Raw genomic sequence first — 19855 nt, 5'->3', positions numbered from 1 at the left:
TGCCTCGGGGCACTTATCTGTCAGTCGACAGCTATTGGGTATAGGTGAGCAAATAAGAAAATAGCTCACGGTGAGCATTGGCTAACATCGCTGCGAGCCGGACTATTGCGCCTATATATCATTATGGAACTTGTAATTACTTTTCGTCATTTCATAAGGCCATAACCCCCCCCTATAGTCACCCTACGCTTTATCATGTAATCGAAGGATGTTGTGGACTATCTACCTCTATTTGCCGACTTGAAACGACGCCCAGTATTGGTCGTTGGCGGCGGTGAAGTTGCTGCGCGAAAAATTGACTTACTCCACCGCGCTGGCGCACAGGTGCGGGTAGTGGCACAGACTCTTTCATCTGAACTTGAGCAGCAGCACCAAGATGGCCATATTCACTGGCTGGCATTGGATTTCTTGCCTGAACAGCTGGATGAGGTCTTTCTGGTCATTGCGGCAACTAACGACACCGAATTGAATGCAGCCGTTTTTAGCGCCGCTGATGAGCGACACATTTTGGCGAACGTGGTTGATGACCAACCGCGCTGTTCGTTTATCTTCCCATCGATTGTTGATCGCTCACCATTGGTGGTGGCTATTTCCTCCGCAGGTCAGGCCCCTGTATTAGCACGTTTACTCCGTGAGAAGTTAGAGGCTCTGCTACCCCATAGTTTGAGCGATATGGCGGCAGTCGCTGGGCGTTGGCGTGGGCGAGTTAAGCAGCACATCGCGTCGATGGGGGCGCGTCGACGTTTTTGGGAAAATGCTTTCAGTGGCCGCTTTGCTCATTTGATCAGCCGCGGTCAGTTAACGCAGGCAGAAGATGAACTGCAATTAGCGCTAGAGGGGCAGGGCAGCACTTTAGGTGAGGTTGCTTTAGTGGGCGCAGGTCCCGGTGACCCCGGCTTACTGACGTTGCGCGGTCTACAAGTTATTCAGCAGGCTGATGTGGTGTTGTATGACCATTTAGTCAGCCCAGAAGTTTTGGATTTGGTACGACGTGATGCCGAGCGTATTTGTGTCGGTAAACGGGCAGGGGCACATTCGGTTGCTCAGGAAGAAACTAACCAATTACTGGTCACATTAGCGCAGCGTGGCAAACGAGTGGTGAGACTAAAAGGAGGTGATCCTTTTATCTTTGGCCGAGGTGGCGAAGAGCTACAAGTTGTGGCGCGCGCGGGGATCCCTTTTCAGGTGGTGCCTGGCGTGACAGCGGCTGCCGGAGCGACGGCCTATGCTGGTATTCCTCTGACTCACCGTGATCACGCGCAAAGTGTGACTTTTATTACCGGACATTGCCGCTCTGACGGCGATGATCTGGATTGGCAGGCTCTCGCGCGTGGCCGCCAAACATTAGCTATCTACATGGGCACCGTGAAAGCGGCTGAAATCAGCCGGCAATTGATGACCCATGGCCGGGCTAGCACCACGCCCGTCGCGGTAATTGGCCGCGGAACCCGTGCTGACCAGCAAGTGCTGACGGGCACTCTGGCGCAACTAGAGTCACTCGCACATCAGGCACCGACACCCGCATTGCTGGTTATCGGTGAAGTGGTGGATTTACATCACCAAATTGCCTGGTTTGGGCAACAACCGCAGACTGAACAGGCAATTAGCCCCTCAGTCGTGAATTTGGCATAAAGGATCTGTTATGGACGAAAAACGACTCACTCATTTGCGGCAATTGGAGGCGGAGAGTATCCATATCATCCGTGAAGTGGCCGCCGAATTCGGTAACCCAGTGATGCTCTATTCCATTGGTAAAGACTCGTCAGTGATGCTGCATTTGGCACGCAAGGCATTCTTCCCCGGGCATTTACCTTTCCCGCTGTTGCATGTGGATACCGGCTGGAAATTTCGTGAAATGTACGAATTCCGTGACCGTACGGCGAAAGCCTTTGGCTGCGAATTATTGGTTCACCGTAATCCTGAAGGTGTGGCGATGGGGATTAATCCCTTTGTTCACGGCAGTGCCAAACATACCGATATCATGAAAACTGAAGGCCTCAAGCAAGCACTGAATAAGTACGGTTTTGATGCAGCCTTTGGTGGTGCGCGGCGCGATGAAGAAAAATCGCGAGCCAAAGAGCGTATCTATTCGTTCCGTGACCGTTTCCATCGCTGGGATCCCAAAAATCAGCGCCCAGAGCTGTGGCATAACTACAACGGCCAGATTAATAAAGGCGAAAGTATCCGCGTATTCCCGCTTTCCAACTGGACCGAGCTGGATATCTGGCAATATATTTTCTTGGAAAACATCGACATTGTGCCGCTGTATCTGGCGAAGTCGCGCCCTGTGGTCGAGCGCGACGGTATGTTGCTGATGGTGGATGACGATCGTATCGATCTTCAGCCGGGCGAAGTCATTACTCAGAAAATGGTGCGTTTTCGCACGTTGGGCTGCTGGCCGCTCACCGGTGCCGTTGAATCGGAGGCTGAAACCTTGCCTGCTATTATCGAAGAGATGCTTATCTCGACTACTAGTGAACGTCAGGGTCGCATGATCGACCGTGATCAATCCGGCTCGATGGAGCTTAAAAAGCGTCAGGGATATTTCTGAGGAGCGCCCGATGAGCACAACATTTCAAAATAAACCTGTTTTTGATAACCCGGCAGTGTCAGAAGGCAAGTCAATGATTTTACAGAACACCTCGATTGCCCAGCAGATTGCGAATGAGGGTGGGGTGGAAGCTTACTTGCATGCACAGCAACACAAAACCATGCTGCGCTTTCTGACTTGTGGCAGCGTGGATGACGGTAAAAGTACTCTGATTGGCCGTTTATTGCACGATACCCGCCAAATCTACGAAGATCAGCTTACAACACTGCACACTGACAGCAAGCGCATGGGGACACAGGGCGAAAAGCTGGATCTGGCATTGCTGGTGGATGGCTTACAGGCCGAACGTGAGCAGGGCATTACTATTGATGTGGCTTATCGCTACTTCTCGACTGAAAAACGCAAATTTATCATTGCTGATACCCCAGGGCATGAGCAATACACGCGCAATATGGCCACCGGTGCGTCGACCTGTGATCTAGCCATTTTGTTGATCGATGCGCGTAAAGGGGTGTTGGACCAAACTCGTCGCCACAGTTTTATCGCCACCTTATTGGGTATCCGCCATTTAGTGGTGGCAGTGAACAAGATGGATTTAGTGGACTATCAGGAAAGTGTTTTCGAGCAGTTCAAAGAAAACTATCTGAGTTTTGCCGAACAATTGCCCACGGACTTGAATATCAAATTTGTGCCATTGTCCGCATTGGATGGTGACAACGTGGCCTCGCCGAGCGAGAAAATGGACTGGTACTCCGGTCCGACGCTACTTGAAGTGCTGGAAAGTGTCGATGTGGTGAATGCCAGCCGTCAGCAACCACTGCGTTTCCCGGTGCAGTATGTTAACCGGCCCAATTTGGATTTCCGGGGTTATGCTGGCACCTTGTCTGCCGGTATCGTTCGAGTCGGACAAAAAATAAAAGTGCTGCCTTCAGGTGTGGAATCTACCGTGACACGCATTGTGACTTTTGATGGTGATTTGACTCAAGCCACACCTGGTGAAGCAATTACATTGGTGTTGGCGGACGAAGTGGACATCAGCCGTGGTGATCTGTTGGTTGACGCCGGAGAGACGCTAAAAGCGGCTCAGAATGCGCTGGTAGATGTGGTATGGATGGCCGAACAGCCACTGGTGGTTGGGCAGAGCTATGACATCAAAGTGGCCGGGAAAAAGACCCGTGCACGAGTTGAAAATATTCAATATCAGGTTGAGATTAACTCGCTGACTCAGCGAGTGGTTGAAAGTCTGCCGCTTAACGGTATCGGCTTGGTTGAACTGGCGTTTGATGAGCCGTTGGTGCTGGACAGTTATCAGCATAATCGGGATACCGGTGGGATGATCTTTATTGACCGCTTGAGTAATGTCACCGTCGGTGCCGGTTTGATTCGAGAAACTATCGAGTCGGTTTATCAAGAAACGACCGAATTCAGTCCTTTTGAATTGGAACTGAATGCGCTGGTTCGTCGCCACTTCCCGCATTGGGGCGCACGTGACCTGCTGGGAGGGAAATAGCATGCCTGCTGATGAGAATATTGTCTGGCACCCGCATGCTGTGACCCAGGCCGATCGTGAACAACAACATGGGCATCAGGGTGTGGTGCTGTGGTTTACCGGTTTGTCGGGTTCGGGAAAATCGACTTTGGCCGGTGCGCTGGAGCAGGCGCTGTTTGCCCGTGGTGTCAGCACTTACTTACTTGATGGCGACAATGTTCGCCATGGTTTATGCCGTGATTTGGGCTTCGCTGATGCTGACCGGCGGGAAAATATCCGCCGGGTTGGGGAAGTCGCCAAATTAATGGTTGATGCTGGTCTTGTGGTGTTGACGGCCTTTATCTCCCCCCATCGAGCCGAGCGACAAATGGTGCGAGATATGCTGGCTCCGGGTCAGTTTATTGAGGTATTTGTGGATACGCCGTTGGCAATTTGCGAGACTCGTGATCCTAAGGGATTGTATAAAAAGGCCCGCGCCGGAGAGCTGAAAAACTTCACCGGTATCGACGCTGTTTATGAATCCCCTGAGCAGGCCGATGTGCATTTGCAGGGTGAACAATTAGTAACAAATTTGATTGAACAATTGTTAGACGTGCTGCGTGGTAGAGCTATTATCAGATCCTAAACGTATCCCCTTCGTACTTAAAACTACAAGGTTGTTCGCTGCAAGAACTCTCCCGAATCACTGACTTTGATGTTAGCTCATCGGGATGAGTTCGCTTGTTGCCCGCCTATAGTTCCAATGATGTTGGGTATATATGTCTTATGATTGCCTGGCGAAACGTCCTGAGAACGTGCCGGCAAACTGTACCTACGGGATCTTTATGCAGAATGTCACCCAGATTACTATCGACGAACAGCGGGAACGGGAGGAGCCGTCATACTCCTTTCTCGGTGGCGTCACTGGCTTTGTTTTCTATTGGTTGGCATTCGCGATCCCATTTTTTGTCTACGGCCCGAATACGGTCTTCTTCCTGCTCTATACTTGGCCCTTCTTTCTAGCATTGATGCCGGTTTCTGTACTGATTGGTATTACGCTGAGTATGCTGTCGCGCGGTAATCTGTTAGCCACGGTTGGTGGGACGGGGATTGCGGTGGTGTGCTTGTTCTGGATGCTGTTTTCATTTCTCACCGGCTGGTGAGTGTAAAATCAGCAGGCTGTTTGGGATTCACCCGCTAACAGCCGCATCAGTTTTTCCTCAAATCAATCTGTCGTCAGTTAGGCTTGCGCTGACAGCACTTTGCTGAGGAAGGCTTGTGTCCGTGGGTTACTGGGGGCTGTAAAGATATCTTCCGGTTGCCCCTCTTCTTGAATCACCCCTTGATCGATAAACAGTACCCGATCAGCGACATCGCGGGCAAAGCCCATTTCATGGGTGACAACCACCATGGTCATTCCTTCCAGAGCCAATGCTTTCATCACTGCCAGCACTTCGCCTACCAATTCGGGATCAAGCGCTGAGGTTGGCTCGTCGAATAGCATGATTTTTGGCTCCATCGCCAAGGCTCTGGCAATGGCGACGCGCTGTTGTTGCCCCCCGGATAAACTGCTCGGATAGGCATCAATCTTGTCCAGCAATCCCACTTTACGCAGTAACAATTCGGCCCGCTCTATGGCTTGCGCACGCGGCAGTTTTTTGACATCCATTGGTGCCATAATCAGGTTTTCCAGCACCGTCATATGGGGGAACAGATTAAAGCGCTGGAATACCATGCCGACACTTTCGCGCATACGGTTAAGATCCGTTTTGGGATTATGGATCTCAAAGCCGTTGACGGTTATCTCACCGCCAGACAACGTTTCTAGCGCATTAATGCAGCGTAAAAAGGTGCTTTTTCCTGAACCGGATGGGCCGATGATGCAAACCACCTCTTTGGGTTGGATATCACAGGAAATACCGCGTAATACATGGGTTTCGCCAAATTGTTTTTGCAGGTTATGTACGTGAATCACTTTTACCAAACCTCTTTTCCATATGCCGCACTAACAGCGAAAGTAAGAACGTAATAACCCAATAAACCAGAGAGATGGTCAGGTAGGGTTCCCAATAGGTGGCATAGGCGCCAGACACAGTGCGAGCGGCATAAGCTAAATCAGCCAACCCAATGGCGGATGCCAGCGATGAGTCTTTCACAATAGCAATGGCATTATTACCTAACGGCGGCAGCATACGGCGGAAAGCCTGTGGCAGGATAACCTTACGCATGGTTTTGCCGTAGCTCATCCCCAGCGAGCGGGAGGCTTCCATTTGACCACGATCAATGGATTGAATACCCGCGCGAAAAATCTCAGAGACATAGGCCCCGGCGTTCAGTGTGATGGCAACCACACAGGATAAAAATGCACCGTAATCAGAACGCAGCATTCTGGCAAAGTCAGAGGACATAATGCCATTGGTGACTAGAATGCCATCCCGTGGATTGATAAATAGCGGCACCAATGCGAAATGCACCACCATGATTTGCACAAAGAGCGGCGTACCTCGAATGGCGCTGATATAGATACGCACTGGCCATTGAACAAAGTAATGTAATACCGGCTTCCAGATACCATGAGGTGCCTGCGCTAACCGTCCCAATCCCAGTGTTAAGCCCCAAGTGGTGCCTAAAATCACACAGATAATGGTGCACTTTATCGTCATCCAGGCACCGTCCATAAACAGTGGCGCGTATTCCTGAATGATTTCCCAACGAAATCCTGACATAAGCCAATCCAAAAAACCTTGGTAATCGACGTTACTGCGGTATTCACCGCCCGGCTGTAACGTCAATTATTTGAGGTCTAAAAAAGGTGTATTAAAAAATTATTTTGCAGGCTGAGTGGCTGCAGGCAGTGTAGGTACCTGTGCATCAAACCATTTTTCGTAGATTTTGGCATAGGTGCCGTCAGCGACGATCTTCTGTAAACCGCTATTGATTTTATTGCGTAATTCTTCGTTGCCTTTCGCGACCGCGATACCGAAATATTGGCGTTCAAACTTGTCATCAGACACCAGCTCAAATGCTTTCTCTGGATGCGTTTTCAGGTAGAACTTGGCAACACCCACATCACCGACAGCAGCAGCGATGCCATCTTCATACAACTCCTGCAACATCAACGGGGTATTATCAAAGCGCTTGATGGCGGTACTGTTTTTACCCAGTACATCAGATACCACGATATCGCCAGTGCTGGAGTTCACCACGCCAACATTCAGATCTTTCAATGCGGCAATGGAGTCCACTTTAGAGTCTTTAGGCACCACGATGGTTTGTTCAGCTGGGAAGTAAGGGTCTGAGAAATCAACCATTTGCTTACGCTTATCGGTAATGGTGATGCCAGAAATAATGATGTCGCGATCACCTGAACCTAAGGTGGCAAAAATGCCTTCCCACGGTGTATTGACCAGTTTGACCTGAAAACCTTCGGCCTTACCGATAGCCTTAATGATATCGATATCAAAACCTTCCAGTTGTTTTTGGCTATTCTCATACTCAAAGGGGCGATAAGTACCACCGGAACCCACCACATAAGTCGGTTCGGCAGCAATCACGCTGCCCGCAGATAGCATGGCTGCCAGGCAAGTTCCGACCAGCATTAAACGTTTAAACATGTAAATCTCCCGGTTCATAGGCAAAAGTAAATGAAAGTGTGATTTTCTATTTATGCAGTTTGAGTGCATAAAAATAAACTTTTATACCTCTAAACTCAACTGTGATAGGGGTTATTTATTTATGGCGACATTAAATATGCATATTTGCTTTATTGATTGGTATAAGCTAACGGCAAAAACAACTTTCCCAGTGTTTACCTCTGCATGATGCATTCATCAACTATTGTTTGGATGAATGTGGGCTGAAAACGCGCATTTAATGACATTTTGTAGATTGGCATGGTATTTTTGCCGGAAATCGTCCTTAATCTACGCCTTGTGGCCTATTTCCGTTACAGAGTGGAGTCCGACGAAAAGTTGTGGGATGATTAGGCAGTTTTTCGGGGGGCGGGAATGGGAAAACTTACGCTACTATTGCTGGTTTTACTTGGCTGGTTACAGTATTCATTGTGGCTGGGCAAGAATGGTGTTCATGATTTTGTTCGGGTTAAGGATGACGTTGCTCTTCAAGAGGTTAATAACGGTAAACTTAAGGCCCGAAACGATCAGCTATTTGCTGAAATTGATGATTTAAACGGTGGTCAAGAGGCTATCGAAGAACGCGCACGTAACGAACTGGGTATGATTAAACCCGGCGAAAGTTTCTATCGTCTGGTTCCTGACCAATCCGGACGCAATGCGGGTATCCCTTCGACGCAAAATAACGCACAACAATAAATAATGAGTAATTTCGCAGTTTCCCTTCCTGACATCGTCGCTGTATTACCCGCGGCGGGTATTGGCAGCCGTATGCAGGCTGATTGCCCTAAACAGTATTTAATGGCTGGTGGCAAAACAATCATTGAACACGCTATTTTTTCTTTGCTGAGTCATCCTCGGATTCAGCGGATTATCGTCGTGATACATCCGCAGGATCAGCAATTTTCTTCGTTACCTATTGCTAAGGATCCACGCATCAGTGTTGTCCACGGTGGTGAACAGCGCGCTGATTCGGTGATGGCTGGCTTACAATATGCCGGTCAGGCCGAGTGGGTTCTGGTGCATGATGCGGCTCGTCCCTGTTTGCATGCTGATGATCTTGAAAAATTATTATCGATAATTGAGCACAGCAAAGTCGGGGGAATTCTGGCAGCACCGGTTCGTGACACAATGAAGCGGAGTGAGGCGGGCGTTCAAGCGATTGCCCATACGGTGGATCGTCAAGCGCTATGGCATGCTCTTACACCTCAACTCTTCCCACTTGAGTTATTAAAAATGTGCTTATCCCGCGCCCTGCAAGATGGGGCGGTAGTCACCGATGAGGCTTCAGCATTAGAACATTGCGGCTATCATCCGATACTGGTTTCGGGTCGTTCGGATAATATCAAGGTGACGCGTCCAGAAGATCTGGCGCTGGCAGAGTTTTATTTAACTCAACGACGCAACACAAATTAATTGGAGTGTCATTAATGCGAATTGGCCATGGTTTTGATGTTCATAGATTTGGCGGCGAAGGCCCATTGATTATAGGTGGCGTGCGAATCCCTTATGAAAAGGGCCTATTGGCACACTCTGATGGTGATGTCGCATTACATGCGGCAACTGATGCATTGCTGGGAGCAGCGGCCTTAGGCGACATCGGAAAATTATTCCCCGACACCGATCCGGCGTTTAAAGGTGCGGATAGCCGTGGCCTATTGCGTGAGGCTTATCGTCGCATTTTGGCGAAAGGATACCGGCTTGGAAATCTAGACATCACGATTATTGCTCAGGCGCCGAAAATGGCCCCTCATATTCCACAAATGCGCGTTCATTTGGCGGAAGACCTACAATGTCATATGGATGATATCAACGTAAAAGCCACCACGACCGAACAGCTCGGTTTTACTGGCCGTGGCGAAGGTATTGCCTGCGAGGCGGTGGCTCTGTTGGTTAAGCAGTAATTATTGGTTAAGGCATAAATGATGGACATGGAAAATCTGACCTGGTTGCACGGCAAACCCAAAGCGAGCGGCATTCTAAAAGCCAATCCGGAAGATTTTGTGGTGGTCGAAGACTTGGGTTTTGAACCTGACGGTGAAGGCGAACATTTATTGGTACGCATCCGTAAAAATGGCTGCAATACCCAGTTTGTTGCCGATTATCTGGCGCGTTTTGCCAAGATTCACCCACGTTTGGTGAGTTATGCGGGCTTGAAGGATCGCCACGCAGTAACTGAACAATGGTTCTGCTTGCACCTGCCGGGCAAAGAAGCGCCAGATTTATCCACTTTTGAGCTGGAAGGCTGTGAAGTGCTGGAGTCTGTACGTCAGAAAAGAAAACTGCGTATCGGCTCACTGAAAGGCAACGCTTTTACTTTAGTGCTACGCCATATCACTGATAATCAGGATGTAGAACAACGATTGCAGCAGATAGCGGCCCAAGGTGTGCCTAACTATTTTGGCAGCCAACGATTTGGCCGCGGTGGTAATAATCTGGTGCAGGCTCGGTTGTGGGCTAATAATGAGATTCGCGTAAAAGAACGCAATAAGCGCAGCTTTTACTTGTCCGCCAGTCGTAGCGCCATGTTCAACTTGATCAGCAGTTGCCGTTTGGCGCAACAGCAAGCAACAACAGTGCTGTCTGGCGATGCATTGCAACTCTCTGGTCGCGGTAGTTGGTTTGTGGCTGAAGCCGATGAGTTGGCGGCCTTACAACAACGTGTTGATGCGGGTGAACTGAATGTGACCGCGCCATTACCGGGTGATGGCGAATTGGGGACACAGGCTGAAGCATTGGCTTTCGAGCAGGCGTGTTTGGCGGATCAAACCGAATTATTGGCGTTGATTAAACGTGAACGTGTTGAAGGTGCGCGTCGGGCAATCTTGTTAAAACCACAGAATATGGCGTGGAATTGGTGGGATGACGTCACCTTGGAACTCAGCTTCTGGTTACCCGCAGGCAGCTTTGCCACCAGCGTGGTGCGAGAAATCATGAATCAGGATAATGCTGATGCTGCGGATATTGCTGAGTAACGACGACGGTATTACTGCGCCCGGGATCCAGACGCTTGCTACCGCACTGCGGGAATTTGCGGAAGTCAAAATGGTTGCGCCGGATCGTAATCGTAGCGGCTCCTCTAATGCATTGACGCTTGATAGTGCTCTGCGCATCACGACATTATCCAATGGCGATATCGCGGTACAACAAGGTACTCCGACTGATTGTGTTTATCTGGGGGTTAATGCGCTTATGCGTCCCCGGCCCGATATTGTGGTTTCTGGCATCAATGCTGGCCCCAATCTGGGCGATGATGTTATCTATTCAGGTACTGTGGCAGCAGCGATGGAAGGACGGCATTTAGGGCTTCCTGCACTGGCTGTTTCGCTCAATGGGCATCAGCACTATGCGACGGCGGCAGCGGTCACTTGCCAAATATTGCGTGCGCTGCAACATAAACCATTGCGTACAGGCAAGATACTGAATATTAATGTACCTGACTTACCCTTATCTGAAATTAAAGGGATTCGGGTGACTCGTTGTGGTAGCCGCCATCCGGCAGAGCAGGTATTTTGTCAACAAGACCCACGGGGCAACGATCTCTATTGGATAGGGCCACCGGGGGAGAAGTTTGATGTGGCAGAAGACACTGATTTTGCTGCAGTTGAGCAAGGTTATGTTTCTATCACACCACTGCAGGTTGATTTAACGGCCTATGCGGCGCAAGACGTGGTTGAAAACTGGTTAACCAACATGACGTTAGTAAATACCGAGGTTGACGGGGAATGGTAAATAAACGCATGCAAACATTGTTGATGCAGTTACGTCAGCAGGGCATTACAGACGAGCGCTTGTTGCAGGCGATCGAAGCAGTGCCGCGCGAGCGTTTTGTTGATGAAGCGTTATCTCATAAGGCGTATGAGAATACAGCCCTACCGATAGGTTCAGGGCAAACTATTTCTCAGCCTTATATGGTGGCGCGAATGACAGAATTATTGCAATTGACGCCCACTTCACGGGTTTTAGAGATAGGAACCGGTTCTGGTTATCAGACCGCCATTTTGGCGCATTTAGTCGAACATGTATGCTCAGTTGAACGAATCAAAGGGTTACAGTGGCAGGCAAAGCGTCGCCTGAAACAGCTAGATCTGCATAATGTCTCAACCCGCCACGGTGATGGCTGGCTAGGTTGGGCATCACGCGGGCCATTTGATGCGATCATTGTGACAGCCGCGCCACCAGAAATACCGAACGCATTACTTGAGCAATTGGATGAGGGCGGGATATTAGTCTTGCCTGTGGGCGAGCAAGCTCAAACGCTAAAATGTGTGCAGCGTCGCAATAATGAATTCCAAATTGAGACAGTAGAGGCCGTGCGTTTTGTTCCTTTGGTAAAAGGGGAACTGGCTTAAATAAATCTTTTTATATCGGTCATTATTTTTCCTGTATCCGCAGCACACTATTTTGCGCTAAAGATTGGACAAAAATCAGTAACATAAATTTTATGGTGTGGTAGACGTGGTATTGATAGCATGCGCGCTTCTGCATCTTGTTTCTTCAGTTCGGGACGGCATGGGTTTGGCTCGTTCTGTGGAACCTTTAATACTCGACAATAAGTGGTGTAGTCGTCCTCAGACCAGCGTTTTGCTGTCATCAACGAGTGACCACTTATCCGACGGTGTAAAAGGTATTTTGGATATATCGCTTATTATTGCTGTCATGGGGGAAGCATGAGCACGGGAAGCCCAATGATTACATTACGCCGGGTCGCGGCATGTACGGTTATGAGTTTATGGTTAGTGGGTTGTAGCAATGAGAATACAACCTCTGCACCCATCAGCAGTGTCGGTGGTGATCGTTCAGGTACTATGCTAAGTGGCTCGAATACCAATGCATCGGGTGAACGTATCGTTTATAACCGTAGCTACGACAATATCCCCAAAGGAAGCTATAGCGGTAATACCTATACCGTTAAGCGTGGTGACACGCTGTTTTATATCGCCTGGATTACTGGGAATGATTTCCGTGATCTGGCGGCAAAAAATAATATTGCCGAGCCATATAGCCTAAATGTGGGGCAATCCATTCAACTAGGTAATGGTTCTGGTGGCGGAATGCTAGCCGCAACGGATGCCACATCAGGCGGAATAGCAAAACCGCCGTCAAATATTCAGAACACAACTACAATGGTTGATTCTCAATCAACTAGCGCGTATTCTGAAAACTCGGGTAAACAGAATGTTGGTAAAATGTTACCGGCATCAGGAGCTGTTGTCGCTACAACTGCACCTGTTACTGCACCTAGCAGTACCATCAGTGACCCTACCAGTAATGGTGGTCCAGTCAGCAGCTGGAAATGGCCAACTGAAGGTAAAACGATTGATAGTTTCTCTGCTTCCGAAGGAGGCAATAAAGGGATTGATATCGCGGGTTCTCGTGGGCAACCAATCTTCGCTACAGCAAATGGGCGAGTTGTGTATGCTGGGAACGCACTGCGTGGTTACGGTAATCTTATCATCATCAAACACAACGATGATTACCTGAGCGCCTACGCTCATAACGATACAATGCTGGTCCGGGAACAAGAAGAAGTGAAGGCGGGTCAAAAAATAGCCACCATGGGTAGCACCGGAACCAGTTCAGTAAGATTGCACTTTGAAATTCGTTACAAGGGGAAATCCGTAAACCCGCTGCGTTACCTTCCGCAGCGATAGATTGGGCAGAATACGCTGTATTCTGCTCGCCGGATTCACGGGTAGGAGCAGCATATGAGCCAAAATACGCTGAAAGTTAACGAGTTGCAGGAAGATGCTGAGTTTGACGAAAACAGTACGGAAACTGAAATTTTCGACGAAAAAGCATTAGTAGAAGATGAACCTACTGAAAGCGAGTTAGCAGAAGATGAGCTGTTGGCGCAAGGCGTTACCCAGCGAGTACTGGATGCGACACAGCTCTATCTTGGTGAGATTGGTTATTCACCGCTGTTGACCGCAGAAGAAGAGGTTTATTTTGCCCGGCGTGCATTGCGCGGAGATGTGCCTTCACGTCGGCGTATGATCGAAAGTAACTTGCGGCTGGTGGTGAAGATCGCCCGTCGTTACAGTAATCGCGGCTTGGCGCTGCTGGATCTGATTGAAGAGGGAAACCTCGGTCTGATCAGAGCGGTAGAAAAGTTTGATCCTGAGCGCGGTTTCCGTTTCTCCACTTATGCCACTTGGTGGATACGTCAGACAATTGAACGGGCAATCATGAACCAAACCCGGACGATTCGTTTGCCTATTCATATCGTCAAAGAACTAAACGTTTATTTGCGTACTGCACGAGAACTTTCTCATAAATTGGATCATGAGCCGAGCGCTGAAGAGATTGCCGAGCAGCTCGACAAACCGGTTGATGACGTGAGCCGTATGCTACGCCTTAACGAACGTATCACTTCTGTTGATACTCCTTTAGGCGGCGACTCAGAGAAAGCTTTGTTAGATATTCTGTCTGACGAAAACGAAAATGGCCCAGAAGACACCACGCAAGATGACGATATGAAACAAAGTATCGTTAAATGGCTGTTTGAATTGAATGCCAAACAGCGCGAAGTTCTGGCCCGTCGTTTTGGTTTGTTAGGGTATGAAGCAGCAACGCTAGAAGATGTTGGCCGTGAGATTGGTTTGACACGTGAACGTGTTCGCCAGATTCAGGTTGAAGGTTTGCGTCGTTTGCGGGAAATCCTGCAAGGGCAGGGCCTGAGCATCGAGGCATTGTTCCGCGAATAAAGATTGTCTGGAAAACAAAAAAACGGTGAACTGATGTTCACCGTTTTTTTATGCCTGCCATTGTCAGCAACTGGCGGTTTTGGAACGTTTAAAGATACTGCTACACCATATTTTTCAGGCGATAAATCCACTCTAACGCCTGACGTGGTGATAGCGAGTCTGGATCCAGTGCTTCCAATGCTTCAACCGCCGGTGAGACTTCCTCATTGAGTAATGTCAGTTGCGAACCATCAATTTTGCTTGCCGCGGCATTATTTGACAATGACTCCAACTCTTTTAGTTTTTGGCGCGCCCGCTTAATCACATCCCGTGGTACACCCGCCAATGCGGCAACTGCCAACCCATAACTTTTACTGGCAGCCCCATCTTGCACACTGTGCATAAAGGCGATGGTGTCACCATGTTCCAGTGCATCAAGATGAACATTGACCACACCCTCCATTTTTTCCGGCAAAGTGGTCAGTTCAAAGTAATGGGTGGCAAAAAGAGTCATGGCTTTAATGCGACTGGCCAGATTTTCAGCGCAGGCCCAAGCCAGTGATAAACCATCATAAGTAGATGTTCCGCGGCCAATTTCATCCATTAATACTAAGCTTTGCTCAGTAGCATTGTGCAGAATATTCGCGGTTTCCGTCATTTCCACCATGAAGGTTGAGCGACCAGAGGCCAGATCATCTGCCGCCCCGACGCGGGTAAATATGCGATCAACCGGACCAATCGTTGCCTGATCTGCAGGGACATAGCTCCCCATGTGCGCCAGTAACACGATTAATGCCGTTTGACGCATATAGGTACTTTTACCGCCCATGTTTGGGCCAGTAATGATCAACATCCGCCGCTGAGGTGATAACGCCAGTGGGTTAGCAATAAAAGGTTCACTGAGCACTTGCTCAACCACGGGGTGGCGACCACCGGTAATTTTGATTCCCGGCTTATCACTCAGCGTTGGGCAGTTGTAGTTGAGTGTTTCTGCTCTTTCCGCCAAATTCGCCAATACATCCAATTCAGCTAGCGCATTGGCGCTGGTTTGCAATTCAGATAAATGCGGCAACAGCAGATCGAAAATCTCTTCGTATAGTCCTTTTTCAATCGCCAGCGCCTTTCCTTTGGAGGTCAGAACTTTATCTTCATACTCTTTCAGTTCAGGAATAATGTAGCGCTCGGCATTTTTTAGGGTCTGTCTGCGAACATAATGGATAGGCACCAGATGACTCTGGCCACGACTAACCTGAATGTAATAACCATGAACACCATTAAAACCGACTTTGAGTGTATCTAAGCCCAGTTTTTCACGCTCACGGATTTCCAACCTGTCCAGATAATCGGTCGCGCCATCGGCTAGCGCCCGCCATTCATCTAACTCCGCATTATATCCCGGCGCGATTACACCACCGTCGCGCACTAATACTGGCGGTGCTTCGACGATTGCTCGCTCCAGTAAATCTTGTAATTCATCAAATTGGCCCACTTGTGACAGCAAATTTTGTACGTGAGGGACATTCACAGATTGCAGCAAACGATGGATCTCAGGCAACTGTTGGAAAGCATGACGCATGCGAGCCAAGTCTCTTGGACGCGCGGTGCGTAGTGCCAAGCGAGCCAGAATACGCTCCAAATCACCCACTTGTCTTAATGGTGTTTGCAGCTCAGTTGTGATGTCTTGCAGACCACCAATGGCTTGTTGGCGATCGGTTAATACTTTGATGTCGCGGATTGGCATATGCAACCAGCGTTTAAGCATGCGGCTACCCATGGCGGTCACACTACAATCAAGAATGGCGGCCAGTGTATTTTCAGTTCCCCCCGATAAATTCTGAGTCAGTTCGAGGTTTCGACGTGTGGCAGCATCCATCACAATGCCATCTTGCTGGCGTTCCATGGTTAAACCACGGATATGGGGCAGAGAAGTGCGTTGGGTATCCTTAACATATTGCAGCAGGCAACCCGCAGCCCGTAATGCCTGATGGGCTTGTTCAACACCAAAGCCGATTAAATCGCGAGTACCGAATTGTAGATTAAGCTGTTGTTTGGCAGTTTCTAGCTCAAACTCCCATAATGGACGGCGGCGCAGGCCATGCCGTTGTTCAATCAACGACATTTGCTCGAAATTTTCTGGATAGAGTAATTCTGCGGGGTTAGTTCGCTGTAACTCCGCGGCCATGGTTTCAAGATCCGCAGGTTCTGCCACCCTAAAACGACCAGAACTGATATCCAAAGTGGCATAACCAAACCCACGGGCATCCTGCCAGATAGCCGCCAGTAGATTATCTTGGCGCTCTTGCAGTAATGCTTCATCACTGACGGTTCCGGGAGTCACGATGCGCACCACTTTGCGCTCAACAGGCCCTTTACTGGTGGCAGGATCACCGATTTGCTCGCAGATAGCCGCTGACTCACCTAATTGCACCAGTTTCGCCAGATAGTTTTCTATCGAGTGATAGGGAACACCGGCCATAGGAATGGGTTCGCCGGCAGATGCTCCCCGCTTGGTCAGTGAGATATCCAGCAGTTGTGAAGCCCGCTTGGCATCACTGTAGAACAGCTCATAAAAATCCCCCATCCGATAAAATAAGAGTATTTCGGGATGCTGGGCCTTGAGCCGTAGATACTGCTGCATCATCGGCGTGTGAGAGTCGAGTTTATCGGTGTTATTCATGCGGTTATTTTTTTAATCCATTGAATTTAAAGTTGATTGTGATTTTTATTGTTATCGTTAGACATCACATGATTCTACGGTTAACACGGACGTCTTGCCACCGTACATCAGTCCTTTTTCCAGCCGATATACTAGCCCAGCAGCCCGAAAACTGACATAGGTAATGGTTGAGACTATTTGCAAAAAACGAAAAGGCCCCTTGTTGAAGGGGCCTAAAATTTTCACAAACGATGTGGATGGCGTGACTTGGATGACAGCCTGAACCACTTCGATTGACTTCTTAGTGCAGCATTGACACAGATTCAGTACTCATGACCACCAAAATAATAAGGTTAACTTATTGCGAAAATAGAATGTGGTTTATAGTGTTTAATAAAAAATCAATATTTATCAAGTTGTTACATTAAACCCTAACAAGGCATTCGTTATTGGCTAGCTAACTAACTATTAGGTGATTAGTTATTAATATCGAATAGCATTCGGTTGCGTTTATTTTTCTATCGGGTGAGCAATAAACCAGCGTAATGAATTCATGACTTTGGTTTCAGACATTCTCGCTCTATTCTCATCAACCAGCTTCATTAATACCAGCCTTGCAGTATAAATATCCAACTGCGCTTTATCAGCAAGTTCTCTGGTTTTTGGCCAATTGATAACGGGTGGTGGAGTTTCAGTAAACTGCTCCTTTAGAACATTACAATGTTCTTCCAATATACTCATCACTTCTTCTTTCCGTTTATCCTTAGGCTTCATTATTTAATTCCTCATGCAATGTATATTTTAAAGATATTTTATTTCTTATATTCCTAATGCAGGGTTTATATTTCTTATTCATTTGTAGGAATCTTCCTACCATAATAAAGACAATTCACACAAAACAATGACCGCCCTCTTATTTATTTATTATTATTTTTGTAATCCTTATTTTAATCATCAACTTCCATCACAATAAAATTAACAGTTTGGTATGGTTTCTATCCTGTTTTAATACAGTTTATCCCTCTCAAATAAAATAAAATTACTTTATTTTTCATCAAGATGGCGGCTTCTTTTTGTTTCAATAAAATCCATAAATTTCAGATAGTTATGTTATTTTTTTATGTGGAAAATCCTCGCTTATCCTGAAGTGACTCAAGGAGTTAGCAAGGTTTTATTGTATTAATGTTAAGCTTTTTCTGCTTCTGGCGTTAAAATCATGAGGATTTAATATCGATTATAATTTCACTTATGGAATAAGCAATCATTAATTTTGATAAAATGACTTTTAGCGATCTAATGTGTCGATTTGCTTCTTTTTGCAGTGCTATATGTCGAAGGTGTAATGTTTATCGATCAAAGTTATCGAGATTATTGTGTTAATTTAGTTAATTAAGTTAAAGACTCTGAATTTTGATTGTTTGAATTAAATAGCTTTGAAGTATCCCACTATATTTGTATTATCTGCGTCGAACAAAAAGAGCTTTGACGTTATTTAAATGTTTACTGAAAGGTGAGGGTGTTTTTTAATGCCTTCATGTCTGATTTATAGCTCTATGTCGTTCGTAGTTAAACTTCTCGTATTTTGGCGACAAGAAACTGCACGGTTTTTTATTTTTTAAACTACTTCGAAGCGGTATTTACCTTGATTTTATTAAGGTAAATCAGCGGGCAAAATTTTAATTGTGTATAAAGGAATCACGTAATGAAACTGAATAAAACTATCTTGGCTGCTGGTCTGGTATTAGGTTTTGCTTCTATGGCTAACGCTGCTGATCAAGGTCAGGGTACTGTAACTTTCAATGGTTCTATCATTGATGCGCCATGTTCAATCGCTGCTGGTTCTGATTCACAGACTGTTGAAATGGGCCAGATCTCTAACGTTGCGCTGCAGAACGGCGGCAAATCACAGTCCCGTGTTTTCGACATCAAACTGGAAAACTGTGACATCACAACTCTGAAAACAGTTACCACCACCTTTGGCGGTGCAGAATCAGCTGCAGTACCTGGCCTGCTGGGTATCACTGGTGTAGCTGAAGGCGCTGGTATCGCCATCGTTGATGGTACTGGTTCTGTTATTACTCTGGGTACAGCAACGGCTGAACAGACTCTGGTTACTGGTAACAACACCCTGGCATTCTCTGCATACCTGCAAGGCAGCACTGTAGCTGACGCAATCAAACCAGGTACCTTCTCTAGCGTTGCAGACTTCACGCTGGCTTACCAATAAGTATTTCTCTTTGCTAATTCGACATGCGGATTTTTCCGCATGTCTTTTCCTCTTGAGAAAGATACGTGTTGGATGAGTTAGGTGATTTATGTCCAAGTCATTTTTTTTGATAGTACCTCCTTCCTTACTGATAGCGTCACTGCTGAGTTTGCCGGCAATGGCCTCCCCCATGAAAACCGATTGGGGCCGCGTGAGTATGGAAGGAAGTATTACTGATACTGCTTGTGCGATAGATCCGGGAAGTTTGGAACAGACCATTGATATGGCGATTATGCCAATAGGTTTGTTGGTACAAAACGGGGTAGGGAATAAGCATCCATTCGAGATTCGACTACTCGATTGCACGATAGCCCATCCCGATCCAAGTAAATCTAACCGACAGCATTTTACCGTGTCATTTGATGGCGCGGCGGACGGTAATAATTATGCGGTGTACGGTGAGGCCGAGGGGGTTGCAATGCAAATCATTGATGATAAAGGCAATGCTTCTATTCCAGGGGTGGCATCACCGGAAATTAATATTATCCCTGCTGGTATGACACTCAATTATGCCCTGCGTTTAGTGGGCAATGGCAAGATGCTGCGTGCTGGAACTTATCATTCTAGCGTTCGTTTCACATTGGATTACTACTGAT

At 47.6% G+C, this 19855-nt stretch carries 20 protein-coding genes; 15 read left to right on the top strand and 5 right to left on the bottom strand.

Features of this window, described 5'->3' with window-relative positions:
- Positions 1–213: 213 nt before the first annotated feature.
- The 5 genes from cysG to HUZ92_RS05535 all read left to right on the top strand — a co-directional run bounded on the left by cysG (position 214) and on the right by HUZ92_RS05535 (position 5182).
- Complete coding sequence (cysG, locus tag HUZ92_RS05555) at positions 214–1632, top strand: siroheme synthase CysG (RefSeq protein WP_145580056.1); 1419 nt, start codon at positions 214–216, stop codon at positions 1630–1632.
- Positions 1633–1642: 10 nt separating this feature from the next.
- A complete protein-coding gene (gene cysD, locus HUZ92_RS05550) occupies positions 1643–2551 on the top strand; it encodes a sulfate adenylyltransferase subunit CysD (RefSeq protein WP_050100357.1) in 909 nt (302 codons plus the stop codon).
- Positions 2552–2561: 10 nt separating this feature from the next.
- Positions 2562–4061, top strand: a complete 1500-nt coding sequence (gene cysN, locus HUZ92_RS05545) for a sulfate adenylyltransferase subunit CysN (RefSeq protein WP_174846797.1) — start codon at positions 2562–2564, stop codon at positions 4059–4061.
- Entirely contained in the window at positions 4000–4665 is a 666-nt protein-coding gene (cysC, locus tag HUZ92_RS05540) for an adenylyl-sulfate kinase (RefSeq protein ID WP_174846796.1), read from the top strand. Before cysN ends, cysC begins: the two co-directional genes overlap by 62 nt.
- Before the next feature lie 199 nt (positions 4666–4864).
- Entirely contained in the window at positions 4865–5182 is a 318-nt protein-coding gene (locus HUZ92_RS05535; RefSeq protein WP_050100526.1) for a DUF3561 family protein, read from the top strand.
- A 77-nt stretch (positions 5183–5259) separates the two neighbouring features.
- Here HUZ92_RS05535 and HUZ92_RS05530 read toward each other — a convergent pair whose 3' ends face one another.
- The 3 genes from HUZ92_RS05530 to HUZ92_RS05520 form a co-directional block, all read right to left on the bottom strand.
- On the bottom strand, positions 5260–5994 hold the full coding sequence (locus HUZ92_RS05530; protein ID WP_050100356.1) for an amino acid ABC transporter ATP-binding protein: 735 nt from the start codon (positions 5992–5994) through the stop codon (positions 5260–5262).
- A complete protein-coding gene (locus HUZ92_RS05525) occupies positions 5978–6745 on the bottom strand; it encodes an amino acid ABC transporter permease (RefSeq protein ID WP_050100355.1) in 768 nt (255 codons plus the stop codon). Before HUZ92_RS05525 ends, HUZ92_RS05530 begins: the two co-directional genes overlap by 17 nt.
- A 99-nt stretch (positions 6746–6844) precedes the next feature.
- Positions 6845–7633, bottom strand: coding sequence for a basic amino acid ABC transporter substrate-binding protein (locus HUZ92_RS05520; RefSeq protein ID WP_050140497.1), 789 nt, complete (start codon positions 7631–7633; stop codon positions 6845–6847).
- 393 nt (positions 7634–8026) lie between these two features.
- Here HUZ92_RS05520 and ftsB point away from each other — a divergent pair, with 393 nt between their 5' ends.
- The 8 genes from ftsB (at position 8027) to rpoS (ending at position 14358) form a co-directional block, all read left to right on the top strand.
- Entirely contained in the window at positions 8027–8350 is a 324-nt protein-coding gene (gene ftsB, locus HUZ92_RS05515; RefSeq protein ID WP_050100352.1) for a cell division protein FtsB, read from the top strand.
- Positions 8351–8353: 3 nt separating this feature from the next.
- Positions 8354–9067: a 2-C-methyl-D-erythritol 4-phosphate cytidylyltransferase gene (gene ispD, locus HUZ92_RS05510; protein WP_050100351.1), complete on the top strand. Its 714-nt coding sequence runs from the start codon at positions 8354–8356 to the stop codon at positions 9065–9067.
- A 14-nt stretch (positions 9068–9081) separates the two neighbouring features.
- Entirely contained in the window at positions 9082–9555 is a 474-nt protein-coding gene (ispF, locus tag HUZ92_RS05505; protein ID WP_145580057.1) for a 2-C-methyl-D-erythritol 2,4-cyclodiphosphate synthase, read from the top strand.
- A 21-nt stretch (positions 9556–9576) separates the two neighbouring features.
- Positions 9577–10626 carry a tRNA pseudouridine(13) synthase TruD gene (gene truD, locus HUZ92_RS05500; protein ID WP_050100348.1) on the top strand — a complete coding sequence of 350 codons (1050 nt, stop codon included), beginning with the start codon at positions 9577–9579 and terminating at the stop codon, positions 10624–10626.
- On the top strand, positions 10604–11383 hold the full coding sequence (gene surE / locus HUZ92_RS05495; RefSeq protein WP_050100346.1) for a 5'/3'-nucleotidase SurE: 780 nt from the start codon (positions 10604–10606) through the stop codon (positions 11381–11383). The genes truD and surE overlap by 23 nt, the downstream gene beginning before the upstream one ends.
- Positions 11377–12003, top strand: coding sequence for a protein-L-isoaspartate(D-aspartate) O-methyltransferase (locus HUZ92_RS05490; RefSeq protein WP_050100344.1), 627 nt, complete (start codon positions 11377–11379; stop codon positions 12001–12003). Before surE ends, HUZ92_RS05490 begins: the two co-directional genes overlap by 7 nt.
- Positions 12004–12339: 336 nt before the next feature.
- Positions 12340–13305, top strand: a complete 966-nt coding sequence (gene nlpD, locus HUZ92_RS05485; protein ID WP_050100342.1) for a murein hydrolase activator NlpD — start codon at positions 12340–12342, stop codon at positions 13303–13305.
- 54 nt (positions 13306–13359) lie between these two features.
- Positions 13360–14358, top strand: coding sequence for an RNA polymerase sigma factor RpoS (gene rpoS / locus HUZ92_RS05480; RefSeq protein ID WP_004714173.1), 999 nt, complete (start codon positions 13360–13362; stop codon positions 14356–14358).
- 100 nt (positions 14359–14458) lie between these two features.
- Here rpoS and mutS read toward each other — a convergent pair whose 3' ends face one another.
- Together mutS and HUZ92_RS05470 are read right to left on the bottom strand one after the other, a co-directional pair.
- Positions 14459–17014, bottom strand: a complete 2556-nt coding sequence (gene mutS / locus HUZ92_RS05475) for a DNA mismatch repair protein MutS (protein ID WP_050140503.1) — start codon at positions 17012–17014, stop codon at positions 14459–14461.
- A 489-nt stretch (positions 17015–17503) separates the two neighbouring features.
- Complete coding sequence (locus tag HUZ92_RS05470; RefSeq protein WP_050100337.1) at positions 17504–17767, bottom strand: faeA-like family protein; 264 nt, start codon at positions 17765–17767, stop codon at positions 17504–17506.
- A gap of 928 nt (positions 17768–18695) precedes the next feature.
- Here HUZ92_RS05470 and HUZ92_RS05465 point away from each other — a divergent pair.
- Positions 18696–19220, top strand: coding sequence for a fimbrial protein (locus HUZ92_RS05465; protein WP_050100332.1), 525 nt, complete (start codon positions 18696–18698; stop codon positions 19218–19220).
- 130 nt (positions 19221–19350) lie between these two features.
- On the top strand, positions 19351–19854 hold the full coding sequence (locus tag HUZ92_RS05460) for a fimbrial protein (protein ID WP_174846802.1): 504 nt from the start codon (positions 19351–19353) through the stop codon (positions 19852–19854).
- Position 19855 lies beyond the last annotated feature (1 nt).

This window comes from Yersinia vastinensis, assembly GCF_902726565.1.
GTDB classification, from domain to species: domain Bacteria; phylum Pseudomonadota; class Gammaproteobacteria; order Enterobacterales; family Enterobacteriaceae; genus Yersinia; species Yersinia vastinensis.
This window is presented reverse-complemented; position numbering and strand designations above follow the sequence as displayed.

What these genes read in the sequence shown, in the direction of transcription:
- cysD (WP_050100357.1), top strand. Translation starts at nt 1,643, where the DNA reads ATGGACGAAAAACGACTCACTCATTTGCGGCAATTGGAGGCGGAGAGT.
- cysN (WP_174846797.1), top strand. Translation starts at nt 2,562, where the DNA reads ATGAGCACAACATTTCAAAATAAACCTGTTTTTGATAACCCGGCAGTG.
- cysC (WP_174846796.1), top strand. Translation starts at nt 4,000, where the DNA reads ATGCGCTGGTTCGTCGCCACTTCCCGCATTGGGGCGCACGTGACCTGC.
- HUZ92_RS05535 (WP_050100526.1), top strand. Translation starts at nt 4,865, where the DNA reads ATGCAGAATGTCACCCAGATTACTATCGACGAACAGCGGGAACGGGAG.
- HUZ92_RS05525 (WP_050100355.1), bottom strand. Translation starts at nt 6,745, where the DNA reads ATGTCAGGATTTCGTTGGGAAATCATTCAGGAATACGCGCCACTGTTT.
- HUZ92_RS05520 (WP_050140497.1), bottom strand. Translation starts at nt 7,633, where the DNA reads ATGTTTAAACGTTTAATGCTGGTCGGAACTTGCCTGGCAGCCATGCTA.
- ftsB (WP_050100352.1), top strand. Translation starts at nt 8,027, where the DNA reads ATGGGAAAACTTACGCTACTATTGCTGGTTTTACTTGGCTGGTTACAG.
- ispD (WP_050100351.1), top strand. Translation starts at nt 8,354, where the DNA reads ATGAGTAATTTCGCAGTTTCCCTTCCTGACATCGTCGCTGTATTACCC.
- ispF (WP_145580057.1), top strand. Translation starts at nt 9,082, where the DNA reads ATGCGAATTGGCCATGGTTTTGATGTTCATAGATTTGGCGGCGAAGGC.
- truD (WP_050100348.1), top strand. Translation starts at nt 9,577, where the DNA reads ATGGACATGGAAAATCTGACCTGGTTGCACGGCAAACCCAAAGCGAGC.
- surE (WP_050100346.1), top strand. Translation starts at nt 10,604, where the DNA reads ATGCTGCGGATATTGCTGAGTAACGACGACGGTATTACTGCGCCCGGG.
- HUZ92_RS05490 (WP_050100344.1), top strand. Translation starts at nt 11,377, where the DNA reads ATGGTAAATAAACGCATGCAAACATTGTTGATGCAGTTACGTCAGCAG.
- nlpD (WP_050100342.1), top strand. Translation starts at nt 12,340, where the DNA reads ATGATTACATTACGCCGGGTCGCGGCATGTACGGTTATGAGTTTATGG.
- rpoS (WP_004714173.1), top strand. Translation starts at nt 13,360, where the DNA reads ATGAGCCAAAATACGCTGAAAGTTAACGAGTTGCAGGAAGATGCTGAG.
- mutS (WP_050140503.1), bottom strand. Translation starts at nt 17,014, where the DNA reads ATGAATAACACCGATAAACTCGACTCTCACACGCCGATGATGCAGCAG.
- HUZ92_RS05470 (WP_050100337.1), bottom strand. Translation starts at nt 17,767, where the DNA reads ATGAAGCCTAAGGATAAACGGAAAGAAGAAGTGATGAGTATATTGGAA.
- HUZ92_RS05465 (WP_050100332.1), top strand. Translation starts at nt 18,696, where the DNA reads ATGAAACTGAATAAAACTATCTTGGCTGCTGGTCTGGTATTAGGTTTT.